The organism is Amycolatopsis speibonae (assembly GCF_042647925.1).
Taxonomy (GTDB): Bacteria; Actinomycetota; Actinomycetes; order Mycobacteriales; family Pseudonocardiaceae; genus Amycolatopsis; species Amycolatopsis speibonae.
On record NZ_JBHRWK010000025.1, the window covers coordinates 132563 to 153757 of the forward strand.

20 protein-coding genes are annotated in these 21195 nt (G+C 70.3%); 10 read left to right on the top strand and 10 right to left on the bottom strand.

Annotated features, from left to right (window positions below):
- Positions 1-226 precede the first annotated feature (226 nt).
- A complete protein-coding gene (locus ACFOSH_RS19345; protein ID WP_378240360.1) occupies positions 227-1009 on the bottom strand; it encodes an MBL fold metallo-hydrolase in 783 nt (260 codons plus the stop codon).
- Positions 1010-1101: 92 nt separating this feature from the next.
- On the opposite strand from ACFOSH_RS19345, the gene ACFOSH_RS19350 reads away from it, so the two are divergent.
- The gene (locus ACFOSH_RS19350) at positions 1102-1704 is read left to right on the top strand and encodes a TetR/AcrR family transcriptional regulator (RefSeq protein ID WP_378240361.1); all 603 of its coding nucleotides are present in this window, start codon (positions 1102-1104) and stop codon (positions 1702-1704) included.
- A gap of 71 nt (positions 1705-1775) precedes the next feature.
- On the opposite strand, the gene ACFOSH_RS19355 is transcribed toward ACFOSH_RS19350, so the two are convergent.
- Positions 1776-2555 carry an SDR family NAD(P)-dependent oxidoreductase gene (locus tag ACFOSH_RS19355; RefSeq protein ID WP_378240362.1) on the bottom strand — a complete coding sequence of 260 codons (780 nt, stop codon included), beginning with the start codon at positions 2553-2555 and terminating at the stop codon, positions 1776-1778.
- A gap of 85 nt (positions 2556-2640) precedes the next feature.
- Between ACFOSH_RS19355 and ACFOSH_RS19360 the strand changes: the two genes are divergently transcribed.
- Positions 2641-3492, top strand: coding sequence for a helix-turn-helix transcriptional regulator (locus ACFOSH_RS19360; RefSeq protein ID WP_378240363.1), 852 nt, complete (start codon positions 2641-2643; stop codon positions 3490-3492).
- Here ACFOSH_RS19360 and ACFOSH_RS19365 read toward each other — a convergent pair.
- Complete coding sequence (locus tag ACFOSH_RS19365) at positions 3451-4674, bottom strand: helix-turn-helix domain-containing protein (protein ID WP_378240364.1); 1224 nt, start codon at positions 4672-4674, stop codon at positions 3451-3453. The genes ACFOSH_RS19360 and ACFOSH_RS19365 overlap by 42 nt on opposite strands.
- A 153-nt stretch (positions 4675-4827) precedes the next feature.
- On the opposite strand from ACFOSH_RS19365, the gene ACFOSH_RS19370 reads away from it, so the two are divergent.
- Positions 4828-5658 (top strand): SGNH/GDSL hydrolase family protein, encoded by an 831-nt coding sequence (locus tag ACFOSH_RS19370; RefSeq protein WP_378240365.1) that lies wholly within the window; start codon positions 4828-4830, stop codon positions 5656-5658.
- Between the two features lie 77 nt (positions 5659-5735).
- On the opposite strand, the gene ACFOSH_RS19375 is transcribed toward ACFOSH_RS19370, so the two are convergent.
- Positions 5736-6917: a S8 family peptidase gene (locus tag ACFOSH_RS19375; protein WP_378240366.1), complete on the bottom strand. Its 1182-nt coding sequence runs from the start codon at positions 6915-6917 to the stop codon at positions 5736-5738.
- Positions 6918-7186: 269 nt separating this feature from the next.
- Here ACFOSH_RS19375 and ACFOSH_RS19380 point away from each other — a divergent pair, with 269 nt between their 5' ends.
- Together ACFOSH_RS19380 and ACFOSH_RS19385 are read left to right on the top strand one after the other, a co-directional pair.
- Positions 7187-7990, top strand: coding sequence for a pentapeptide repeat-containing protein (locus ACFOSH_RS19380; protein WP_378240367.1), 804 nt, complete (start codon positions 7187-7189; stop codon positions 7988-7990).
- A gap of 81 nt (positions 7991-8071) precedes the next feature.
- Positions 8072-9025 carry a helix-turn-helix transcriptional regulator gene (locus ACFOSH_RS19385; RefSeq protein ID WP_378240368.1) on the top strand — a complete coding sequence of 318 codons (954 nt, stop codon included), beginning with the start codon at positions 8072-8074 and terminating at the stop codon, positions 9023-9025.
- Here the strand turns inward: ACFOSH_RS19385 and ACFOSH_RS19390 are convergent.
- On the bottom strand, positions 9004-9942 hold the full coding sequence (locus tag ACFOSH_RS19390; protein WP_378240369.1) for an AraC family transcriptional regulator: 939 nt from the start codon (positions 9940-9942) through the stop codon (positions 9004-9006). The genes ACFOSH_RS19385 and ACFOSH_RS19390 overlap by 22 nt on opposite strands.
- An 81-nt stretch (positions 9943-10023) precedes the next feature.
- Here ACFOSH_RS19390 and ACFOSH_RS19395 point away from each other — a divergent pair, with 81 nt between their 5' ends.
- Both ACFOSH_RS19395 and ACFOSH_RS19400 read left to right on the top strand, forming a co-directional pair.
- Entirely contained in the window at positions 10024-10851 is an 828-nt protein-coding gene (locus ACFOSH_RS19395; RefSeq protein WP_378240371.1) for an NmrA family transcriptional regulator, read from the top strand.
- A gap of 32 nt (positions 10852-10883) precedes the next feature.
- Positions 10884-11375, top strand: coding sequence for an anthrone oxygenase family protein (locus tag ACFOSH_RS19400; RefSeq protein ID WP_378240372.1), 492 nt, complete (start codon positions 10884-10886; stop codon positions 11373-11375).
- Between the two features lie 85 nt (positions 11376-11460).
- Here the strand turns inward: ACFOSH_RS19400 and ACFOSH_RS19405 are convergent, their stop codons facing one another.
- From ACFOSH_RS19405 to ACFOSH_RS19415, 3 genes are all read right to left on the bottom strand, one after another.
- On the bottom strand, positions 11461-12234 hold the full coding sequence (locus ACFOSH_RS19405) for an alpha/beta fold hydrolase (RefSeq protein WP_378240373.1): 774 nt from the start codon (positions 12232-12234) through the stop codon (positions 11461-11463).
- Between the two features lie 75 nt (positions 12235-12309).
- On the bottom strand, positions 12310-13542 hold the full coding sequence (locus ACFOSH_RS19410; RefSeq protein ID WP_378240374.1) for an RNA polymerase sigma factor: 1233 nt from the start codon (positions 13540-13542) through the stop codon (positions 12310-12312).
- On the bottom strand, positions 13539-14672 hold the full coding sequence (locus ACFOSH_RS19415) for a glycosyltransferase (RefSeq protein WP_378240375.1): 1134 nt from the start codon (positions 14670-14672) through the stop codon (positions 13539-13541). Before ACFOSH_RS19415 ends, ACFOSH_RS19410 begins: the two co-directional genes overlap by 4 nt.
- Positions 14673-14746: 74 nt before the next feature.
- Between ACFOSH_RS19415 and ACFOSH_RS19420 the strand changes: the two genes are divergently transcribed.
- A complete protein-coding gene (locus ACFOSH_RS19420; RefSeq protein WP_378240376.1) occupies positions 14747-15781 on the top strand; it encodes a hypothetical protein in 1035 nt (344 codons plus the stop codon).
- An 83-nt stretch (positions 15782-15864) separates the two neighbouring features.
- Here the strand turns inward: ACFOSH_RS19420 and ACFOSH_RS19425 are convergent, their stop codons facing one another.
- Entirely contained in the window at positions 15865-16659 is a 795-nt protein-coding gene (locus ACFOSH_RS19425) for a TetR/AcrR family transcriptional regulator (RefSeq protein WP_378240377.1), read from the bottom strand.
- 68 nt (positions 16660-16727) lie between these two features.
- On the opposite strand from ACFOSH_RS19425, the gene ACFOSH_RS19430 reads away from it, so the two are divergent.
- Complete coding sequence (locus tag ACFOSH_RS19430; RefSeq protein WP_378240378.1) at positions 16728-19445, top strand: DEAD/DEAH box helicase; 2718 nt, start codon at positions 16728-16730, stop codon at positions 19443-19445.
- Complete coding sequence (locus tag ACFOSH_RS19435) at positions 19442-20602, top strand: SWIM zinc finger family protein (RefSeq protein ID WP_378240379.1); 1161 nt, start codon at positions 19442-19444, stop codon at positions 20600-20602. Before ACFOSH_RS19430 ends, ACFOSH_RS19435 begins: the two co-directional genes overlap by 4 nt.
- Here the strand turns inward: ACFOSH_RS19435 and ACFOSH_RS19440 are convergent.
- Positions 20539-21186 carry a DUF4865 family protein gene (locus tag ACFOSH_RS19440; protein ID WP_378240380.1) on the bottom strand — a complete coding sequence of 216 codons (648 nt, stop codon included), beginning with the start codon at positions 21184-21186 and terminating at the stop codon, positions 20539-20541. The two genes, ACFOSH_RS19435 and ACFOSH_RS19440, sit on opposite strands and share 64 nt — an antisense overlap.
- Between the last annotated feature and the right edge of the window lie 9 nt (positions 21187-21195).

Below are 21195 nucleotides of genomic sequence, written 5' to 3' on the forward strand. Positions count from 1 at the left end.
CTGAGCGCCGAAACCGGTCCTCCTGGAGTGATCGCCCCACCCCCGTCGCGCTTCCGGTGCGCGTTTTCGCGGCCCGAGATGGCCGGCTCCGGCCTTCCTGATCCTTTCGTCGAGCGACACTCAGTCATAAGGGGCATTATCACCGTGCATACTTACGCCATACGTTACGCGTTTGCGTGTCGCGCAACTAGTTACACGACACGCGTAAGCGATAAAGAAGGGCTTCTTACCTGATTAGATCCAGCCATTCCCCGATGGGCAGCACGTGCGCGCGGGGTCCGGCGTGGGCGCGGAACTCGGCCTCCGGGTCGAGGACCTCGACGTAGCCGGCGACCTTGTCCGGCTGCTCCGCCTCGTAGTGCATGGGCACCGCGTACCGGGTGCCGAGGATCGCCGCGGCTGCGGCCGCCTGCCTCGGATCCATCGCGGCGGGTAGTGGGCTCGGTGGCTGCAGGTGCGGCGCGTCGACCACTGCGCCGTTGGCGGGCAGGAACGCCGCGTCGAACGGGCCGAACCGACGCGCGATGAGCCACCAGCAGCCGTGGAACATCGTGTCGCCGCCGTGGAAGACCCGTTGCCCGTCGGCCTGTACCACCCAGTTCAGCTGCGGGTCGCCCAGTCCGTCGACGGCGGGAACCGCGGTGACTTGGAACGACCCGACGTCGCGGGTGGACCAGGCGTCCACGGCCTCGGTGGCCAGCCGGTGCAGGGTCAGTTCGCGCTCGGCGGGCAGTGTCGTCACGTTGTCCACGTCGTCGCCGCGACCGGGTGCCGGTCGCAGTACCGGCGCGCCGGGTGTGAGCACATCCGCGAGCGCGGCAGCGTCCGTGTGGTCCCGGTGCAGGTGGGTGACCAGCGCGGCCGTGACATTCCCGCTCGGCGTCGCCAGTCCTTCGCCAGGCTTCCAGCCTGTGAACAGGGACGACAGGTCCTGCACGTAGTCGATCACCAGCCGCTCGCCGGCCGCTTCGATCTCCAGTCCGGCCCAGCCCAGTCGTCGTACTCGCATGTCGCACTCCTTCGTCTCGGTGAGTGCCGCGAAAGTTAGCGTACGGACGTTCGCTAAATCAATAGCGAACGTCCGTACGCTATTCTGGTCACATGTCACCCCGACGCTCAGCGGCCGAAGCGCAGGCCACCAAGGGCCGGATCCTCGGCCGCGCCGCCGAGATCGCTTCCGAGGAAGGGCTGGACGGCATCACCATCGGCCGGCTCGCTGAGGAGCTGGAGATGAGCAAGTCCGGGGTCCACAAGCACTTCGGGACGAAGGAGACACTGCAGATCTCCACGCTGGACAAGGCGTTCGTGGACTTCTGGCACCGAGTGGTCGAGCCGGCGCTGGCCGAGCCGCCGGGGCTGCGACGGCTGCGCGCGGTGTGCGCCAACTCCGTGGACTACCTGGAAGCGCCGCTGCTGCCCGGCGGCTGCCTGATGACCGCCGCGCTCACCGAGTACGACGGTCGTCCGGGCAGGGTCCGCGACGCGGTGGCCGAAGTGTGGTCACGCTGGCGCGGACAACTGCGGGCGGATCTGGCCACTGCGGTGGAGAACGGTGAGCTTCCCACCGGGTTCGACATCGACCAGGCGCTGTTCGAGATCGTCGCCGCCGGGCTGGCGTTGAACGCGGCCATGCAGCTCCAGCACGATCTGTCGGCCGCGGGCCGGGCCCGCCGCGCGATCGAACGGGCCCTGGACCAGCCGTGACCGGGGCCACGCCGGATTCTTGCGGTGGCCACACGACGTCACCGATCACGGGGATCGGCGACGGGGCTCGCTCAGGACAGCATGCCGCCGTCCACCCGCAGGACCGTGCCGGTCACGTAGGAAGCGCGGTCGCTCAGCAGCCACGCGGCGGCCTGAGCGACCTCTTCGGGTTCAGCCACGCGCCCCAGCGGGGTCCGGGCGTTGAGCTGTTCGAGGATGCCCGGCGAGCTCTCCATCCACTCGCTGAACATCTCGGTCATCGTCGTGCCGGGGGCGACACCGTTGATCCGGATCCCTTCCGGCCCGTAAGTGACGGCCGCCGAGGCGGTGAGGCTGTTGACGCCTCGTTTCATCGCGCCGTACGCGGGGAGGTCCGGGTTGGCCATCAAGCTGCCGACGCTGGTGTTGTTGACGATGGCCCCGGTCCCCGCGGTGGCCCGGATCGCCTCGATCTCGGCGAGCATCGACAGCCACGGGCCCTTGAGGTTCACCGCGTAGATGCGGTCGAAATCGGCCTCGGTCACCTGGTCCATCGGGCCGGGCGGCACGTTCGTCGCACCGTTGTTGAACGCGACGTCGAGCTTGCCGTGCAGCTCCACGGCCCGGCCGACGGCTTCGCGGATGCTCGCAGCGTCGCCGAGGTCGCACACCACGTGGTCCGCGATGCCGCCCTCGGCGCGGATCTCCTCGGCCACGGTCTTCAGCTGGGATTCGGTGCGGGCGGCGAGTACGACGCGGGCGCCTTCCCTGGCGAACAGCCGTGCGGCGGCGGCTCCGATACCGCGGCCGGCACCGGTGACGAAAGCGACCTTGCCGTCCAGCAGGCCCGAAACAGTCGTTGTGTTGGTCATGGCACCGAGGCTTCACCCGCCCTCGGCGCCTATCCAGGCACCGGCGGTACCTGGCTGGCGTCCCGGCATCGTCCACACTGGAGTGGTGGACAGACGACAACTGGCGGACTTCCTGCGCAGCAGACGCGAGCGCATCACCCCCGCCGACGTCGGCCTTCCCGCCGGGCCGCGGCGCCGTACCCCGGGGTTGCGTCGCGAGGAGGTGGCGCAGCTGGCGTTCATCTCGACCGAGTACTACACGCGGCTGGAGCAGGCTCGCGGTCCCCGGCCCTCTCGTGAGGTGCTGGCCGGGCTGAGCAGGGCGCTGCGGCTGTCCGATGTGGAACGCGATCACCTGCACCACCTCGCCGGTGCTCCGCCGGGACCGCCGCCCGGGCCGTCGCGGGAGGTCCGGCCGAGCATTCTCGCGCTGGTGCGGCGTCTGCCGCAGGCGGCGGCGATCGTGCTGTCCGCGACCTACGAGGTGCTCGCCTGGAACGACCTCGCCGCCGCTCTGATGGAGGACTTCTCCGCGCTGCCACGGCGTGACCGCAACCTCGTCCGCCGTGCGTTCCTCGGGCCGCGGCCGGAGGGCAGGCGGCTGTACGGGGTGTCCGACGTCGAGGAGTTCTCCGCGAGCGCGGTCCGGAATCTCCGCGCCACCGCCGGCCGCTATCCCGACGATCCCGAGGTCACCGGGTTGATCCGTGAACTCCTCGACGGCAGTGAGGAATTCGCCCGGCTGTGGGCCGCGCACGACGTCTGCGCCGCGCCGACGCTGTGCAAGACGTTCCGGCATCCGATGGTCGGCCCGGTCAGCGTGAACTGCGACGTCCTCGACATCAGCGACCGCGACCAGCAGGTCGTGATCTACACCGCCGACCCCGGCACCGCCTCGGAGAACGCGCTGCGGTTGCTATCGGTCGTCGGGACGCAGCGGATGGACGCTCCGCTCTGAGCGCTTTGTAGGTTCCCTCGATACCAGTGGATCGATCCGCAGGGCGATCGCCAGAGCGAAGCGGCCCGCCGGATCGTCGATCGTGCCGCCGAAGAGCGTTCGCAGCTGCCGGATCCGGTAGCGGACGGTCTGGACGTGGACGTGGAGTTCGTCGCCGATCGCCTGTGGCTGGTCGGGCCGCGCGAGCCACGCCGTGAGGGTCGCGGTGAGCCGTTGTCTCGCCGGTTCCGGCAGCTCGGCCAGTGGCGCGAGGATGTCCGACGAGAACTCGGAGGCGAGTTCGGGATCGGCGGTCAGCAACAGGTCGATGCGGTGGTCGGTGGTGTGGACGAGGGCGTCGCCGCCGAGGGCGCCGGTGCGGGTCAGCCGCCACAGCGCGCTCGCGCGGCGGGCGCTGAGCGCGGCCGAGCGAAGCGGCACCACCGGACCGATGCCGGCTTGTTCGTCGTCGAGCAGGTCGCGTAGCCGGCCGAGGTACCAGTCGAGCCTGTCTGCGGGCATGACCACGGCCGTGAGGTCGTGGTGGCGGCCGACCAGCACCCGTCCCGGCATCCGGTCCAGCAACCGCGGCGTGACGTCGGCGCTGGTGACGGCGATGACGAGGCGGTCCGGCAGCGCCCACGTGGCCTGGCTCGCGGCGTCGTCGAGCACGTCCGGGGCGGCCGCCGGTTCGGCGAGCAGGAGGCCGAGGAGCCGGTCCCGTCGTGCTTGCCCGGCCCGCGCCGCCTGTGACCGCGCCTCGGCGTATCCGTCGGCGGCCGCGGCCGAGAGTTCCGCGATGAAGGCGAACAGGGCCTCGCCGAGTTCGACGATGGCCTGGGTCGGCAGGTCCACGGTCGGCGCCGCCGAGGTGAGCTGCCGCCAGACCCCCAGGGCCGCCGACTGGTAGAAGCCGAGCATCTCCTCCAGACTGCGGCCCGCGGTGTGCTGGGCCCGGCCCTGTGCCCGGTAGACCTCGCAGTCGGTGGTGATGTCGGGCTGGCCGATCTCGGTGAAGAAGGCGTCCAGTGCGACGTCGAGGGTGGTTTGGACGTTCGCGACGGTCCGGTCGTCCAGCGGGGTCCGCAGCCCGGCGCGGACCTGGTCCATCGCGGCGGACGCGATCGCGGCGGTGTCGGGCTCCAGCCGGGTCAGCATCGAGGCGTCCAGCCGGCGCCACGGCTGTGCCGACGCCTTCGTCATAGAGGCAACCTACAAAACTCTGATCAGGAACGCGCGCCTCCGTTCTAGTGGTTCACCCGCTCCCGGCGGACCCTGACCGGCAGCATTCGACGACGCATGCTGGAGGCGGCTGTGACACGTTCTCGTTGGAGAAGACTCGCTCGGATCGCCGCGGTGGCGGGCACCGCACTGACCCTCGTCGGAATCGGGACACCGGCTCTCGCCGCGGCCGAGAGACAGGTGTACGTCGCGATGGGTGACTCGTTCTCGGCGGGCTCCGTGGTCCTGCCGCAGTCCGATCTGTTCACCTGCGCCCGGTCCGCGATCAACTACGCGGCCCTGCTGGCGAAGGAGATCAAGGTCGACGAACTGCGCGATGTCACCTGCGGCGGCGCGACCACGTCCGATTTCACCAATCCGCAGAAGGGCATCATCTCCGGCACCAATCCGCCGCAGTACGGCGCGCTCTCGGCCGATACGACCTTGGTGACCGTGGGCATCGGCGGGAACGACATCGGGCTGGTCGGGCTCGCGACGTCGTGTGTGAACCTGCTTCCGGTGGGCGCCTCGTGCAAGGCGGCCAACACCGCGGGCGGGGTGGACAAGTACGCGACGAAGATCGACGCCTTCGCCGCGACCTACGGCACGGTGATCGAGCAGATCCGTCAGCGTGCGCCGCGGGCGGAGATCGTCATGGTCGGCTACCCGACCGGGATCAAACCCCGCGGCTGCTGGCCGCTCGTGCCGGTGCTGCCGCAGGACGCCGACTACATCCAGGCCAACATGGACCGGCTCAACGCGCGGATGGCCGAACAGTCCGCCGCGCACGGTGCGAAGTACGTCGACATCCGGACGCCCAGTATCGGTCACGACGCGTGTCAGCCGATCGGTGTCAAGTGGATCGAGGGGCTCATCCCGTCGGTGGTGAACAACAGTTTCGCGCCGTTGCACCCGAACGCCGCCGGACTCGCGGCCGTGGTGCCGAGCATCCGCAAGGTGCTGTAGCGCAAAGTGTCATGAAAGGGGCGTTCCTGACGAATTTCGTCAGGAACGCCCCTTTCATGACATCCGGGTGGCCGCGATCAGGCCGTCGGCGCCCAGTACAGGAGCCGGGTCGGGGACCCGGAACCCGGGTTGGTCACCTTGCCGTTGGTGGCCGCGTTGATCAGTGCGGTGGCCACCTGTGCGGGCGTGGCGGTCTTGTTGTTCTGCAGGAAGCGGGCCGCGACACCGACCACGTGCGGGGTCGCCATCGAGGTGCCGCTGATGGTGTTCGTCGCGGTGTCATTGGTGTTCCACGACGACGTGATGCTGGTGCCCGGCGCGAAGATGTCGACCAGGTTCCCGTAGTTGGAGAAGCTGGACCGCGCGTCGGTGTTGGTGGTCGAGCCGACGGTGATCGCCTGGGTCACGCGGGCGGGGGAGAAGCCCGACGCGTTCGCGTTGGAATTGCCGGCGGCCACGCCGTAGGTGACGCCCGCGGCGATCGACCGGCGGACGGCGTCGTCCAGCGTGGTGGAGGCACCGCCGCCGAGGCTCATGTTGGCCGCGGCAGGCTTGACGTGGTTCTTGGTGACCCAGTCGATGCCCGCGATGACACCGGCGGTGGTGCCGCTGCCGGAGTTGTTGAGCACGCGCACGCCGTAGACCGTGGCGCCCTTGGCGATGCCGTACTGCGAACCGGCGATGGTGCCGGCGACGTGGGTGCCGTGCCCGTTGCCGTCCTGGGCGACGGCGTCGTTGTCGACGAAGTCGTAGCCGTTGCGGGCCCGGCCGCCGAAGGTCTGGTGGCTGATCCGCACGCCGGTGTCGATGACGTAGACGTTCACGCCCGCGCCGGTGGTGGTGTAGCTGTACTTGTTGTCGAGCGGGAGGTTGCGCTGGTCGACGCGGTCGAGTCCCCAGGACGGCGGGTTGGTCTGGGTCGCGTCCGCGTGGACGACCTGGTTCTGCTCGACCGACGCCACCGACGGGTCGGCGGCGAGCCGCTTGGCCTGCCTTTCCGACAGTGTCGCGGAGAAGCCCTTGAGCGAGGTGCTGTAGACCTGCTCCACCTTCGCGCCGAAGCGGCTCGCCAGCGTGCCCACGACGCCGGTGTCCTTCAGCGTGACGATGTAGCTGTTCGGGATCGCTTCGGCGGATCCCGCGGCGAGGATCTGTCCTTCGGCGGCTTGCGCGGGGGCGGCGGTCACGCTGATCGCCACGGCGATCGCGCTCGCCAAGCCGGCACGGCACAGCCAACGCGCTTGTCTCGTCTCTCGCATGTGTTCGTCCTGTCGTTCGCAGGGGGACCGGCCGGTCAAGACCACAGCGGCGGAAAGCGGCCCAGCTCGACCGCGTGGGACGGCAGCTGCCGAATCCCACGAAGATCGAGGTTATTGAGCGTTTGACATGTCCGATATCGACCGAATGGGGCAGGACCGACCTTCGTCTGGCGGCCATTGGCGGCGGGTGCCCGGCACGGAAAGTGCACCTCGGCCCCTCCGTACCCTGTGGGTGGAACACCTGCCGAGAATCTGGAGTCCGAACCACCGTGCCAGCCCTTTCCAGCCTGCGAGCCGACTGCGAGAACTGCTTCGGTCTGTGCTGTGTCGTCCCGGCCTTCGCGGCGTCGGCCGATTTCGCGATCACCAAACCGGCGGGCCAGGCGTGCCCGAACCTGCTCGCGGACTCCCGGTGCGGCATCCACGACAAGCTCCGCACAACGGGTTTCACCGGCTGCACGGTCTATGACTGCTTCGGCGCGGGCCAGAAGGTCTCCCAGGTCACCTTCGACGGCGAGGACTGGCGGAAGGCGCCGAAGACGGCGAAGTCGATGTTCGCGGTCTTCCCGGTCATGCGGGATCTGCAGGAACTGCTCTATTACCTGACCGAGGCGGCCGCGCTGCCGACGTCCGCGGCGATCCGCGCCGACCTGGCCGGGATGATCGACCGTACCGAGCGGATGACGCTGGAAACGCCCGGTGTGCTGCGGAAGCTGGACGTCCACGCGCATCGGGGCGAGGTGAACGGGCTGCTGCTGCGCGCGAGCGAACTCGCCCGCGCCGTTGTTCCGGGCAAGAAGAGGGACCGGCGCGGCGCGGACCTGATCGGCGCGAAGCTCAAGGGTGCGAACCTGCGCGGCGCGCTTCTTCGCGGGGCGTACCTGATCGGCGCGGACCTGCGGGGGGCCGATCTCCGGCAGGCCGACGTCATCGGGGCGGATCTGCGTGACGCCGATATCCGTGGCGCGGACTTCCGCGACGCGCTGTTCCTGATCCAGTCTCAGCTGGACTCGGCCAAGGGTGACGCGACCACGAAACTTCCGGAGTCGCTCTCCCTTCCCGCGCGCTGGTAGCCGCGTTTCGTCCTCTGAATGCGGGAGGGGGCGGGCGCAAAGTGCGCATCGGGTGAGCGGTTTGGCTGCGAGACTGGGCGCATGCGTGCCGATCGCCTCGTAGCCACCCTCCTGCTGATGCAGGCCCGTGGCCGCGTCACGGCTTCCGAACTGGCGGACGAGCTCGAGATCTCGGTCGCCACCGCCCGCCGCGACCTCGAGGCGCTGTCCGCGGCGGGAGTTCCGGTGTACCCGCAGCCTGGCCGCGGCGGTGGATGGTCGCTGATCGGCGGCGCGCGGACCGACCTCAGTGGACTGTCGGCGTCGGAGGCGCAGGCGCTGTTCCTGCTCGCGGGTCCTGCGGCGTCGATCTCGCCCGAGGTCAAATCGGCGCTGCGGAAGCTGGTCCGGGCCTTGCCGGACACCTTCCGGGCCGATGCGCAGGCCGCCGCGGACGCGGTCGTCGTCGATCCTTCGCGGTGGGGTGAGCGGGAGAAGGGCCGGCCCGAATCGCTCGCCGTGCTGCAGGCCGGGATCGTCCGCCGCCGCAAAGTCCGCTTCGGCTACGCGAAGAAGGGCGCGGAACCTGTCGAGCGGGTGGTGGATCCGTGGGGGCTCGTGGACAAGGACGACGTCTGGTACCTCATCGCGGGCACCGAGCAGGGCCGTCGGACCTTCCGGGTCGATCGCATGTCCGGCGCCGAGGTGAGCGACCTGCCCGCCGGCCGGCCGGACGACTTCGAGTTGTCGCGGGAGTGGGAGCAGGTGGTCGACCGGGTCGAGCAACGGCGTTCGGGCCTGGACGCGACCGTGCTCATCGCCGAGCGGCATCTGCCGATCCTCCAGGACCACTTCGGACGGCAGTCGCACGTCGAGGAGACGCTGGACGACGGGCGTGTGCGGGTGACGGTGTCGGCGCCGGTGGCGTGGATGATCGCCCAGCAGCTCGCGGGATGGGGCTCGATGATCGAGGTACTGGGCCCGCCGTCGGTTCAGGAGGAGCTCGCGCGGATCGGCGCGGAACTGGTCGAGCGCTACGCGACGCCGGTGCGGTAACCCTGCGGGCTGACGCCGTGCTCGCGTTTGAACGCGGTGCTCAGCGCGAACGAACTGCCGTAGCCGACCTGCCGCGCGACCGAGCCGATCGTGACGTCGGGGTGCTGGCGCAGGAGATCCGCGGCCAGTGCGATGCGCCAGCTCGCGAGGTAGGACATCGGCGGTTCGCCCACCGCGGCGGTGAACCGCCGGGCGAACGCGGCCCGGGAGACCCCGGTGTCGGCCGCGAGGCTCGCCACGGTCCACGGCTCGGAAGGCTTGTGCTGTAACAGTTTCAGCGCCCGCCCGACGACGGGGTCGCCGTGCGCGCGGTACCACGCGGGTGCCTCGGCGCCGGGCCGGTCGAACCAGGTCCGCAGCGCGGCGACCAGGAGCAGATCCAGCACCCGGTCCAGGACGGCTTCCTGTCCGGGCGAGTCTTTGACGATCTCCCCGGCGAGCAGCGGCACGAGCGGGTTCTCCCACTCCTCGTCCCGCACGACCAGCAGCGACGGCAGCGCGTTGAGGAGCCGTTTGCTGATCTCGCCTTCCAGCGGGTACGTGCCGGTGAGCAGCACGACGGGGCCGTCCGGGTCGCTGCCCCAGGTGCGGACGCCGAGATCGGACAGCTCGGTGAGGTGCTGCCCGTCCGGGGTCAGGCATTCCTGTCCTGGCAGGATCATCGCCTGCGGCGGCGTGGCCGGGTCATCCGCGACGAGATACGGGTCCGGGCCGCGGGCGATGGCGATGTCGCCGGTGCCGAGCCGGACGGCGTCCCCGCGATCGGGAACGACCCAGGAGTCACCGCGGACCTGCGCCATCACCGTCAGCGGCGCCTCGTCCTCGACGCGCAGGGACCACGGCGGGGTCATGACCGACTTCAGCAGGAACGCGCCGCGGGCGCGAGGTCCGTCGAGCAGACCGGCGAGAGGATCCATACCGAGAAGTGTAGACGATGAAACATGGAACAGAGCCTTTGAACTATGTTCCGTCTCATTCTGAGGCGCTTGACTAGTGCCATGACAAACACGAAGAACAACGAGACGGTCCTGGTCCTCGGCGCGACGGGCAAGACCGGGCGCCGGGTGGCGCAGCGGCTGACCGACCAGGGGGTCGACGTCCGCAAGGGCTCGCGGCCCGCGTTCGACTGGGACGACCGCTCGACCTGGACCGCCGCGGTCACCGGCGTCAGCGCGGCCTACCTCACCTACTACCCCGACCTCGCCTTCCCCGGTGCGGCCGAGGCGATCCGCGACTTCTCGAAACTGGCCGTGGAACACGGTGTCCGGCGACTGGTCCTGCTGTCCGGCCGCGGCGAGGAAGAAGCCGTCGTCAGCGAACAGGGCGTGCGGGATTCCGGTGCCGAGTGGACGGTCGTGCGGGCCAGCTGGTTCGCGCAGAACTTCAGCGAACACTTCCTGCTGGAACCGGTGCTCGCCGGCGAGATCGTGCTGCCCGCCGGGCAGGTGACCGAACCGTTCATCGACGTCGAGGACATCGTCGATGTCGTGGTGACCGCGCTGACCACCGACGGGCACCACGGCGAGGTCTATGAGCTGACCGGCCCCCGGTTGCTGGGTTTCGCGGACGCGGCGGCCGAAATCGGCAAGGCTGCGGGGCGGGATGTCCGGTACGTTCCGGTTTCCGCGGCGGAGTTCGCCGCGGGAGCGGCCGAACAGGGCGTTCCGGAGGAGGAGATCGAAGGACTGACCGACCTGTTCTCGCGAGTCCTCGACGGCCGGAACGAATCGCTCACCGATGACGTCGAGAAGGTGCTGGGCAGGCCCGCGAGGGACTTCTCCGATTACGCCGTGAAGGCCGCGGCCACTGGGGTCTGGAATCGATGAAGCAAGCTGGAATGAGAAGGGAGACGACCGGAATGTCGACGCTGAGCGAGGTCGTCCTGATCGCGGCCGTCATCGCGGCGGGATTGATCGCGGGCCTGTTCTACGCCTACACGTGCTCGGTCATGCCGGGGCTGGCGCGGGCCGACGCCCGGACATATGTCACGGGGATGCGGGAGATCAACATCGCGATCCTCAACGGCTGGTTCGCCCTCAGCTTCGGCGGCGCGCCGCTGCTCGCCGCGGCGGCCGCGGCCCTGCACTTCCGGTCGGAACTGCGGTCGGCGCTGCCGTGGATCATCGCGGGATTCGTCCTGCTGCTGGTGATGCTGATCGTGACCATGGCGATCAACGTGCCGCTGAACAACGCGCTGGAAGCCGGTTTCGACGGCGACAACACCGACTTCGAGGCGCTGCGGGCGAAGTTCGAGGGTGTCTGGGAACGGTGGAACCTGGTGCGCACGCTGGCCGCTGTCGGCGGCTTCGGGGCGCTGGTCGGTGGGCTGGTCGTGCACGCCCGATCCTGATCCGCACTCGCCGGGTGTGTGTCATGAAAGGGTCGTTCAGGACGGAAAACGTCTTGAACGACCCTTTCATGACATCCGGAGGCGGTCAGGCGTCGAGAACCTCCCGCAGCCGCGAAGCGAAAGCAGTGGCTTCGAAGGCGAACCCGATGTGGTCACCGGGGAAGCGGGTCGGCTCGATCCCGAGACGACCCGCCGCGGCCACGGCCGCCTCGTGCGCGGGCTGGCCGACCGAGTCCTTGCCGGCGCCGAGGACGATCCGCGTGCCGGACGCCTTCAGCGCCTCGTAGTCCGGTGTGAAGTCCACGATCGCTTTCATCAGGTGGACGATGAAGAACTCGAAGTTCTTGAGCATCTCCGGCGGGATACCGCCTTCGCCTCCTTCGAATCCGGCACCGGCCATGAACTTGCCGACCGCCGCCTCGATGCCGTGCTCACGGTGGATGTGCAGCAGCTCGTCGGGCGAGATGCCGGGGTTCCCGTCCAGCAGGGCCATCAGCGGCGGCTCGTGCGCGACGAGCGTCCGCACCCGTCCGGGGTGGCGGACGACGAGGTCGAAAGCCTGCATGCACCCACCGCTCGACGCGAGGACGATCGCGGGTTCGCTGCTCACGCTGTCGAGCAGGCGCAGCGCGTCGTCGGCGTGGACCTCGATCCGTTGCTCCTGGCCGGGATCGTCGAGGGTGCTGCGGGAGATCCCGCGCGGGTCGTAGGTGATCACCGTGTGGTGCCGCGCGAACAGCCCCGCCAGCGGGGCGAACATGCCGGAATCCGAGGCCCCGCCGGGGATGCACAGCAGCACCGGACCGCTGCCGGTGACGGTGTGGTGGAGCCGGGCGCCGGGGACGTCGAGCGTGGCCATGAGCTGACCCTTTCCTTATTCTCGGTACCTGTCGCCCACCGACGAACGGCGTCCCCGCGGACAGACACCCCACCGTCAGGAGATTTCGGCGAGTTTTCCCGACAGATAGGCGCGCTCGGCGTCGGTCCCGGCGAGCGCGAGTGCCTCGCGGTAGGCGTCGGCGGCCTCCCCGGACCGGTCGAGACGCCGGAGCAGATCCGCGCGGGTCGCGGGAAGCAAGTGATAGCCGGGGAGGCTGCCGTCCGCGGTGAGCTTGTCGACCAGCTCCAGTCCAGCCTCGGGTCCTTCGGCCATCGCGACCGCGACAGCGCGGTTCAACTCGACGACCGGAGAGGGCACGAAACGCAGGAGTTCTCCGTAGAGGGCGGCGATCTGGGCCCAGTCGGTGTCGGAAGCACGGGCCGCCGTCGCGTGACACGCGGCGATGGCGGCCTGGATCTGGTACTGCCCCGGGACTCCGCGGTGGAGCGCGGTCTCCAGCAGTTCGGTGCCCTCGGCGATCCCGGCGGTGTTCCAGCCGCCGCGGTCCTGGTCTTCGAGCGAGACGAGAGTGCCGTCCTCGTCGATCCGCGTGGCCCGGCGGGCGTCGTGCAGGAGAAGCAGGGCCAGCAGGCCGAGGACCTCGGGTTCGGCGGACATCAGTCCGGCGAGGATCCGGGCGAGCCGGATGGCCTCGGCGGAGAGGTCGGTCCGCAGCAGATCGGTGCCCGCGCTGGCCGAATAGCCCTCGTTGAACAGCAGGTACAGCATCCCGAGCACGGCGGCCGTGCGTTCGGGCAGCAGTTCCGCCGGCGGGACGCGATACGGGATGCCCGCGGTGCGGATTTTCCGTTTCACCCGGACCAGGCGCTGCGACATCGTCGCTTCGGAGACGAGGAAGGCGCGGGCGATCTCGGCGGTGGTGAGCCCGGCCAGGGTCCGCAGCGCGAGCGCGACCTGGCCCTCCATCGGCAACGCGGGATGGCAACAGGTGAAGATCAGCCGGAGCCGGTCGTCGTGGACGCCGCTCTCGTCCCACTCCGGCTCGGCGGACGCGGTCAGCTCACCGGCTTCCCGCAGTTTCTCGGCGCCGACGGCATCTCGCCGGATCCGGTCGGTGGCGCGGTTGCGCGCGGTCGTGGTCAGCCAGGCACCGGGTTTCGCCGGGACACCGTCGCGCGGCCAGGTGCGCAGCGCGAGCGCGAACGCCTCCTGGAGGCATTCCTCGGCCAGGTCCCAGTCGCCGGTGACCCGGATCAGGGTCGCGATGACCTGCCCCGATTCCTCGCGGAACGCCCGGGTGATCGCGGTGTCGAGTTCGGTGGTCACCGCACCAGCCCTTCCAGCAGCGGAACGATCTTCTCCGGCGGCGGGTATGCGGTGACCTCGTCCCGCATCCGCCCGGCGGCCTCCCGGTAGGACGGTTCCTTCAGCACGGAGGACACGGCGTCGCGGATGTCCTCCGGTGTCGCTTCGATGACGTCGAGGACCGTGCCGAGCCCGAGTTCGGTGACGCGGTCGCCGTTGTGGGGCTGGTCGGCGCCCATCGGCAGCGCCACCATCGGCAGTCCGTGCGCGATCGCGCCCAGCAGGCTGCCCGAACCGCCATGGGTGATGACCGCGTCGCAGTACGGGAGGACGTCGTCCTGTGGCAGGTATTTCGCGAGGTGGATGTGCCCGGGCTGTGGGCCGAACTCCGCGGGATCGATGAGGTTCCCGACGGTCACCACACAGGTCGCGTCGACCTCGTGCAGACCCGCCAGCACCCGGGCGAAGAGGTCGCCGGATTCGGTGTTGAAGATCGTGCCGAGGGTGAAGTAGAGCGTCGAACGGCCCTCGACGTACCAGTCCGGCACCCGGCCGCGACCGGGAACGGGGAGGTGGAAGGACTGCGCGGTCGGCGGCAGCGGGAACCGGGGATCGCGGAAGCTCGCGGGGAACGGGGACAGCACGAGATGGCGGTACGCCGCGTCGAGGTTCCGTTGCGGGGCGAGGCCGTGGGCGGCGCGGACCTCGTTGAGCGCGTCGTCCACGAGGTCGGGACGGACGAGCGCGCCGGCGGCCATGACGAGGACGGTCACGTGGGGGAGCCCGAGCTTTTCGGCGGCGATCATCGGGCCGTGATCGGCCTCGTCGCAGACGAGGAGGTCCGGCGCCCAGTGTTCGCAGAGCGCCAGGACGTCCTCCGCGCGCAGGGGCGCGGTGCGGCGGACGAAACCGTCGCGGAAGTCGGCGTCCTCACGGTCCCGGTCGACCATGAGCAGCGGCCGGCGCTTGCCGTCGCCACCGAGGTTCGGACCCGACGGGAACGCGGTGAAACCGGCCGCCTCGACGATCGGGACCATGGACGGCTCACCGGTGAACGCGATCGTGTGCCCCGCGTCGGCGAGGGCGCGGGCGAGCGGGACGAGCGGCCGGAAGTGACCGTTGCCGCCGGCGAAAGTGAACAAGACGCGCATGCGGTCGACCCTATCGGCGGCTCCTCCCGGCGTTGCCTCGCTTCCCACCCGCCGGGCAGCGCTACCCTGCTGTGGTGATCGATACGGACGCCGACGAGCTCCGGCTGTGCGCGCTGGAAGGCTGCGAAAACCCCTTGCCCCCGCCCGCGGTGGACGCCGAGGGGAAACGCAAGGGCGGGCGGCCGTCGGCCTACTGCAGTAAGACGCACGCAGACTCGGCGTCGCGGGCCCGGCGCGCGGCCGCGGTGGCGAGCGTGGCGGACCCGCTGCTCGAGGTCCGCCGGATCGCCGACGAGTTCACCCCGAAGGCGGCGTCGCTCGTGGAGTTGCTGGGCGCGATGCACTCGCGGTTCGACGACGCCGCCGAGGCGGCGCTGGGCCGGGTCACCGAAGCCGAGACAGAGGCCGCGACGGCGCGGCGCGAGGCCGAAGACGCTCAGCAGGCCGCGGCTAAGGCAGACACGGCGCGAGCGACCGCGCTGGCCGCGTCGCGGGACGACAAGATGGCCAAGGCCAAGGCGGAACGCACCGCCGAACAGGCTTTGAAGGACGCCGAGGAAACCCGCCAGCGCGCCTGGACCGAGATCGCCGCCCACGAACGCGCCCGTGGCGCCGCGGAAGCCGCGACCGTGGCCGCCGAACGCTCCCGCGACACGCTGACCTCCGATCTCCGGACACTGCGCGAGGACTTCGCGGCCGTCCGGGACGAGAAGACGCGGCTGACAGCGGATCTGGGCGAGCGGGACACGGCACTGGCACGGGCGGTGGCCGAACTCGAAGCTCTGCTGGACCGGCTCGACGAGGCGAAGGCGCGAGTGACGGTGTCCGAAAAGGACTGTGCCGCCGCGCGGGAGGAATCCGCCGGACTGCGGGGAGAACTGGACCGGGTCCGGGCCGATCTGGCGCGGGAGCACACCACCCGTAGCCTGGCCGAGGCGCGGGTGACGGCGCTGGGCGAGGAACTGGAACGCGGGCAGGCCCGTGCGGTCGCGGATCAGGCGCGGTACGACGATGTCGTCCGGCAGCTGGCCGAACTCGCCCGCCCTCCCGCGGCCGAACAAGCCGTTTATGTTGAGGGGCCGCCGGTGGTGGACGGCGAACTCGGCTAGAGGACCGTCGGGGACTGTGGTATCTGAAGTTGTCGGTCCAACACGACCAAAGCAACTGCCGAGGCAGGCGCTACCCGAATCCCTCACGAAGGCAGTTCGGCTCCCGAGGCGTCGGAGTCACCGTTGACCAGTTGCTCGACCCCGTCCAGGATCCGCGCCAGGCCGAACCGGAAGGTGTGAAGTGGCGCGCTCGCCGCGCCGTGTGCCTCGCCTGCCGCCTGCCCGATCCGCGCCGCCAGCGGGAACAGTCCCGCGTCGGCTTCGGGGATCTCCGCGAGGACCGGGGCGCTCGCCGTCCACCACTCCATGTCCGTCAGCCCAGACCGCCGCACGAGGCTCGCCGATTCGACCGACCCGCGCGCGATGCCCTGGACGAATCCGTTGACCATGGCCACCACCGCATCCATCTCCAGATCGGTGAGCCCGATCGCGTCGACGGCGGCCAGTTCGCGTTCGTGTTTGGCGAAGGTGTGCGGGCCGAGAGGGAGACGACCGGTGGTGAGCTGCAGCATCCACGGATGCCGGTGGTACATCTCCCAGGCGTCCTCGGCGAGGATCGTCATCGTGACCCGCCAGTCGTGACTCTCCGGCGGATCGGTCAGCTCGCCGTGGACGCGGTCCATCATCAGGTCGAGCAGTTCGGCCCGGCTGGGGATGTAGGTGTAGATCGTCATGGGGGAGACGCCGAGCTTCTCCGCGCCCCGGCGCACCGACAGCGCGGTGATCCCCTCGGTGTCGGCGAGTGCGATCGCGGCGGTGATGATCTCCTCGACGGTGAGCTTGGGCTTGGGGCCGCGACGGGGTTTCTCCCGTACGCCCCAGAGCAGTTCGATGGTTCGCCGTGGATCGCCCGTGCCGGTGTGGTCCGCGTCCGTCATCTCATTCTCTCTACGGTGTACAGAGTTGTGTTATCCTGAAATGTACACCGTACAGAGATTGGGGCTGAGTGACGTCTCACGACGGTTTCGGCAGTGTCGTGTTCGAACCGAAGAATCCCTCTCGGACCAGTGGATTCGTCTTCTGGAACGCCGAGGGGAGCACGCCGGGGGCCGGGGAGGTGACAGTCGCTCTCCCCGAGCTCGCCACCGTGCCCTGCGTGCGGCTCCCGATGGCCGAGGCGCTTCCCGCGCTGCTGCGGCTTCGTGAGAGCGAGGACTCCTCCGCACGCTTCTGGAGCACGGCGGCCACCGCGGCGTTGAAGCTCGCCGAGGCGGGCCGGTTGCTTCCCGGGGTCACGGAGTCCGATGTGGACGCCTGGCGCGCGGGTCCCTTGGAGCCGTCCGACGCCGCCTGGCTGCGCGAGCTGTCCGAGGCGATGCCTGCCCGGGCACGGGCGATCCCCGGGGACGGGAACCTGTTGCCCGCGCGGTATCCGTTGCTGCGCGCGTTCCTCGACGCCGTGGCCGACACCCTTCCCCGCACTCCCGCGGCCGCGCAGGCGGCCGGGGTCAAGGCCTTCGCCGCTCCGCCCGCGCACCGCGTCCCGCAGCTGGGGGACTGGGCGGCCGAGGTCGCGGCCGGGCTGGACTCCGGGGTCCGGGTCTCGGTCCGGATCGAGGCGCCCGAGGACGGCTTCACGATCGGCCGCTTCAGCGGGGTCGTCCAGGTGCACAGCCTCACCGATCCCGGTGTCCTGATCGACGCCGCCGCGCTCTGGTCGGGCGATGACCGGTTCGGCCCGCGGGCCAGGATCGACGTGATGCTCGCCCTGCGCCGCGCCGCCCAGCTGTGGCCACCGCTGGAACCCCTGCTCGGGGCCGCGGTCCCCGACGAGGTGCGGCTCAGTGACACCGACATCACCGAACTGCTCACCACCGCCGCGACCCTGCTGGCCACAGCGGGTATCGACGTCCACTGGCCCGCCGGTCTCGTCCGCGACCTGAGCGCGAGAGCCGTCGTCGGCGGGGGTGCCGCGCCACCGGACGACCTCCCGTCCTTCTTCGCGGGCGGCACGCTGCTGCAGTTCGACTGGCAGCTGGCCCTCGGCGGCGCTCCGCTCACCGCGGCCGAGATGGACGCGCTGGCCGAGGCACACCGTCCCGTCGTGCGGTTGCGCGATCAGTGGGTGCTCGTCGACCCGGCGCTGGCGGCGAAGGCGCGGGATCGCGCCTTGAAACCGCTGACACCGATCGACGCGCTCGGCGCCGCCTTGAGCGGGACGGCCGAGATCGAGGGTGAACGCGTCGACGTCTTCACCGACGGCTGGCTCGCCGCGCTGCGGGAAAGGCTGCTCGCACCGCCCGAACCGCAGTCCCCGCCGCGGGGTCTGGCCGCGACCCTGCGCGACTACCAGCTGCGCGGCCTGCAATGGCTGACGGCGATGACGTCGATCGGGCTCGGCGGCTGTCTCGCCGACGACATGGGCCTCGGCAAGACGGTCACGCTGATCTCGCTCCACCTGCATCGCGCGGACGGCCCGACCCTGGTCGTCTGCCCCGCGTCACTGCTGGGCAACTGGGAACGCGAGATCACCCGGTTCGCCCCCGGCGTCCCGGTGCGGCGGTTCCACGGCACCGAGCGCTCGCTCGACGAACTCGGCGACGGTTTCGTGCTCACGACCTACGGCACGCTGCGCGTCGACCCGGCACCGCTGAAAGGAGTCCACTGGGGACTGCTGGTCGCCGACGAGGCCCAGCACGTCAAGAATCACCGTTCCGGCACGGCGAAGGCGTTGCGGACGCTGACGTCGTCGGCGCGGGTGGCGTTGACGGGCACCCCGGTGGAGAACAATCTCAGCGAACTGTGGGCGATCCTGGACTGGACGACACCGGGACTGCTCGGCACCATGGCCGACTTCCGCCGTGTGTGGGCGAAACCGGTCGAGTCCGGAAAGGACCCAGACGCGGCGGAGCGCCTGTCCCGGCTCGTCCGGCCGTTCCTGTTGCGCCGTCGGAAATCCGATCCGGGGATCGCGCCGGAACTGCCCGCCAAGACCGAGACGGACAGGCCGGTGACGCTCACCGCCGAGCAGGCGGCTTTGTACGAGGCGACGGTGCGCGAGCTGATGGCCGAGATCTCGGGCAGTGAGGGCATCGCGCGCCGGGGCCGGATCGTCAAACTGCTCACCGGGCTCAAGCAGATCTGCAACCACCCGGCGCAGTACCTCAAGGAACCGGCGGAGGCGGTGCTGGACGGCCGGTCGGGCAAGCTCGAACTGCTCGACGAGCTCCTGGGCACGATCCTCGCCGAGGACGGCGCGGTGCTGGTGTTCACGCAGTACGTCGCCATGGCACGGCTGCTGGAACGGCATCTCGCGCAGCGCGGCATCGCCACGCAACTGCTGCACGGCGGCACACCCGTGCCCAAGCGCGAGGAACTCGTGCGCCGGTTCCAGGCCGGTGAGGTGCCGGTGTTCCTGTTGTCGCTCAAGGCGGCGGGGACCGGGCTGAACCTCACCCACGCCGATCACGTCGTGCACTACGACCGGTGGTGGAACCCCGCGGTCGAGGATCAGGCGACCGACCGCGCGTATCGGATCGGGCAGACCAGGCCGGTGCAGGTGCACCGGCTCATCGCCGAGGGCACGGTCGAGGACCGGATCGCGGCGATGCTGCGGGAGAAACGCGCGCTCGCCGACGCGGTGCTCGCCGGTGGCGAGGCCGCCCTGACCGAACTGACCGACGCGGAGCTGGCCGATCTGGTCGAGTTGAGGAGTCGCCGATGAGTACGCCAGACGATCGCGTCCGCGGCTTCCCCGCTTTCGGGCCTCAGGGCGGGCACGGCCAGTTCGCCCGCTCGTGGTGGGGCCGTGCGTGGATCAACGCGATGGAGGACACCGCACTGGACCTGCGGCAGCTCAAACAGGGCCGCAAGTACGCCGCGGCGGGCCGGGTCGGCACGATCACGGTCAGCCCCGGACGGATCGCGGCCGTGGTCGACGACCAGGAAGGCCAGTACCGCACCGAGGTCCGGCTCGCGGAACTGACCGGTGACGAGTGGGACCGTTTCCTGGACCGGGTCGCCTCCCGTGCCGGGCATCTCGCGGCGCTGCTGGACCGGGACATGCCACACGACCTCGTCGAGGCCGCCGACGACGCCGGTGTGCATCTGCTGCCCGGCATCGGTGACCTAGACCCGGACTGTGACTGTCCCGGCTGGGAACTGCCGTGCCGCCACGCCGCGGCGCTGTCGTTCCAGGCCTCGTGGCTGCTCGACGCGGATCCCTTCGTGCTGCTGCTGATGCGCGGCAAGGGGGAGCGGGAACTCCTCGACGAGTTGCAGCGGCGCAACGCGCCTCGGTTCGTGCGCACCGGGGACGACGACACCCCGCCCGAGCGGGCCTACGCCGACGAGCCGGGCCCGTTGCCGGATCTCGCCGCGTTCGCGCCCGCCGGCGGACCGACCGTGCCGGAAGCACCAGGCATCCCGGCGGAGACCTTCGCCCTGCTGGCCGCCAACGCGAGTCAGGCGGCCACCGCGCTGCTGAATTCGCGGCCGAAGCTCACCCGCAAGCAGGACGCCGTCCGCCTCGCCGCCACCCGGCCGGAGACAGCCGACAGGTTGCGCCCGGCCGAGAACGGCGAGGACTTCGACCGCGCGGTGCTCGCCTGGCGCCACGGTGGCCGGGCCGGTCTCGAGGTCCTGGAGACCGCGTGGACCCCGCCGTCGCAGGCGATGGGCCGGGCCCGTGCCGCGTTCACCGAGGTGGTGGACGATCCCGGCGAGGGCCTGGACGTCGAACGCAACCGTTGCGCCGTCCGCGGGACAGGCGTGGAGGTGCGGCTGGGCAAGGACGGGCTCTGGTACCCGTTCCGGGATCAGTGGCCGGCCGGTCCGCCCGAAGCCGACCCCGGTGTGCTGTTCGCCGCACTGCTCGGCTGATCCCACTGCCGTCCTCGCCGCAGCTCGTCCAGATGCGGCGAGGACAGGTGGAGGATCCGGTACCGGACCTCGTCCGACTCCGGTACCCCGCCGGTCCACAGGCTGTAGCGCACCGCCTGCCAGGTGCGCGGGTCGACGGCGAGCGCGCCCGAATGCGCCCCGTCTTGGCGCAGGTGCACGCGAAGCCCGTCGAGAGCCTCGCCCAGGAAGGCGACGGGGTCGGTCTCGGCGGGGATCGGGACGACGTGCTTTCCCGCCGCGACCGGCGGGGTGCCGAAAGCGGGTCCTTCCTCGAACCCGAGCACGGTCCAGTGCTGCACGGCGGGACGCCCGAACGAGTCGACGATGCCGCTGAACGGGCCGCCGAACAGGAAGGCGTTCATCCCGGCCTCGTCGTGCCACAGGTAGAAGGGCGAGTACTGGTTCAGCGTCGAGCCGTCGACGCCGCGCTCACGGATCCCGTACACCTTCAGCCCCAGGCCGCCGAAGTCGTCGAGCAGATGCCCGCGCGTGGCGACACGTTCGCGGATGATGCCCATGTCGTAGTCGGCGGGGAGGGTGATCTCGTACTGCATCGCATGCATGCCGTACAT

Bases quoted from the DNA above. Each gene is read 5' to 3' on its own strand.
- ACFOSH_RS19345 (WP_378240360.1), bottom strand. From the start codon at position 1,009: ATGCGAGTACGACGACTGGGCTGGGCCGGACTGGAGATCGAAGCGGCC.
- ACFOSH_RS19350 (WP_378240361.1), top strand. From the start codon at position 1,102: ATGTCACCCCGACGCTCAGCGGCCGAAGCGCAGGCCACCAAGGGCCGG.
- ACFOSH_RS19355 (WP_378240362.1), bottom strand. From the start codon at position 2,555: ATGACCAACACAACGACTGTTTCGGGCCTGCTGGACGGCAAGGTCGCT.
- ACFOSH_RS19365 (WP_378240364.1), bottom strand. From the start codon at position 4,674: ATGACGAAGGCGTCGGCACAGCCGTGGCGCCGGCTGGACGCCTCGATG.
- ACFOSH_RS19375 (WP_378240366.1), bottom strand. From the start codon at position 6,917: ATGCGAGAGACGAGACAAGCGCGTTGGCTGTGCCGTGCCGGCTTGGCG.
- ACFOSH_RS19385 (WP_378240368.1), top strand. From the start codon at position 8,072: ATGCGTGCCGATCGCCTCGTAGCCACCCTCCTGCTGATGCAGGCCCGT.
- ACFOSH_RS19390 (WP_378240369.1), bottom strand. From the start codon at position 9,942: ATGGATCCTCTCGCCGGTCTGCTCGACGGACCTCGCGCCCGCGGCGCG.
- ACFOSH_RS19395 (WP_378240371.1), top strand. From the start codon at position 10,024: ATGACAAACACGAAGAACAACGAGACGGTCCTGGTCCTCGGCGCGACG.
- ACFOSH_RS19400 (WP_378240372.1), top strand. From the start codon at position 10,884: ATGTCGACGCTGAGCGAGGTCGTCCTGATCGCGGCCGTCATCGCGGCG.
- ACFOSH_RS19405 (WP_378240373.1), bottom strand. From the start codon at position 12,234: ATGGCCACGCTCGACGTCCCCGGCGCCCGGCTCCACCACACCGTCACC.
- ACFOSH_RS19415 (WP_378240375.1), bottom strand. From the start codon at position 14,672: ATGCGCGTCTTGTTCACTTTCGCCGGCGGCAACGGTCACTTCCGGCCG.
- ACFOSH_RS19425 (WP_378240377.1), bottom strand. From the start codon at position 16,659: ATGACGGACGCGGACCACACCGGCACGGGCGATCCACGGCGAACCATC.
- ACFOSH_RS19435 (WP_378240379.1), top strand. From the start codon at position 19,442: ATGAGTACGCCAGACGATCGCGTCCGCGGCTTCCCCGCTTTCGGGCCT.
- ACFOSH_RS19440 (WP_378240380.1), bottom strand. From the start codon at position 21,186: ATGCATGCGATGCAGTACGAGATCACCCTCCCCGCCGACTACGACATG.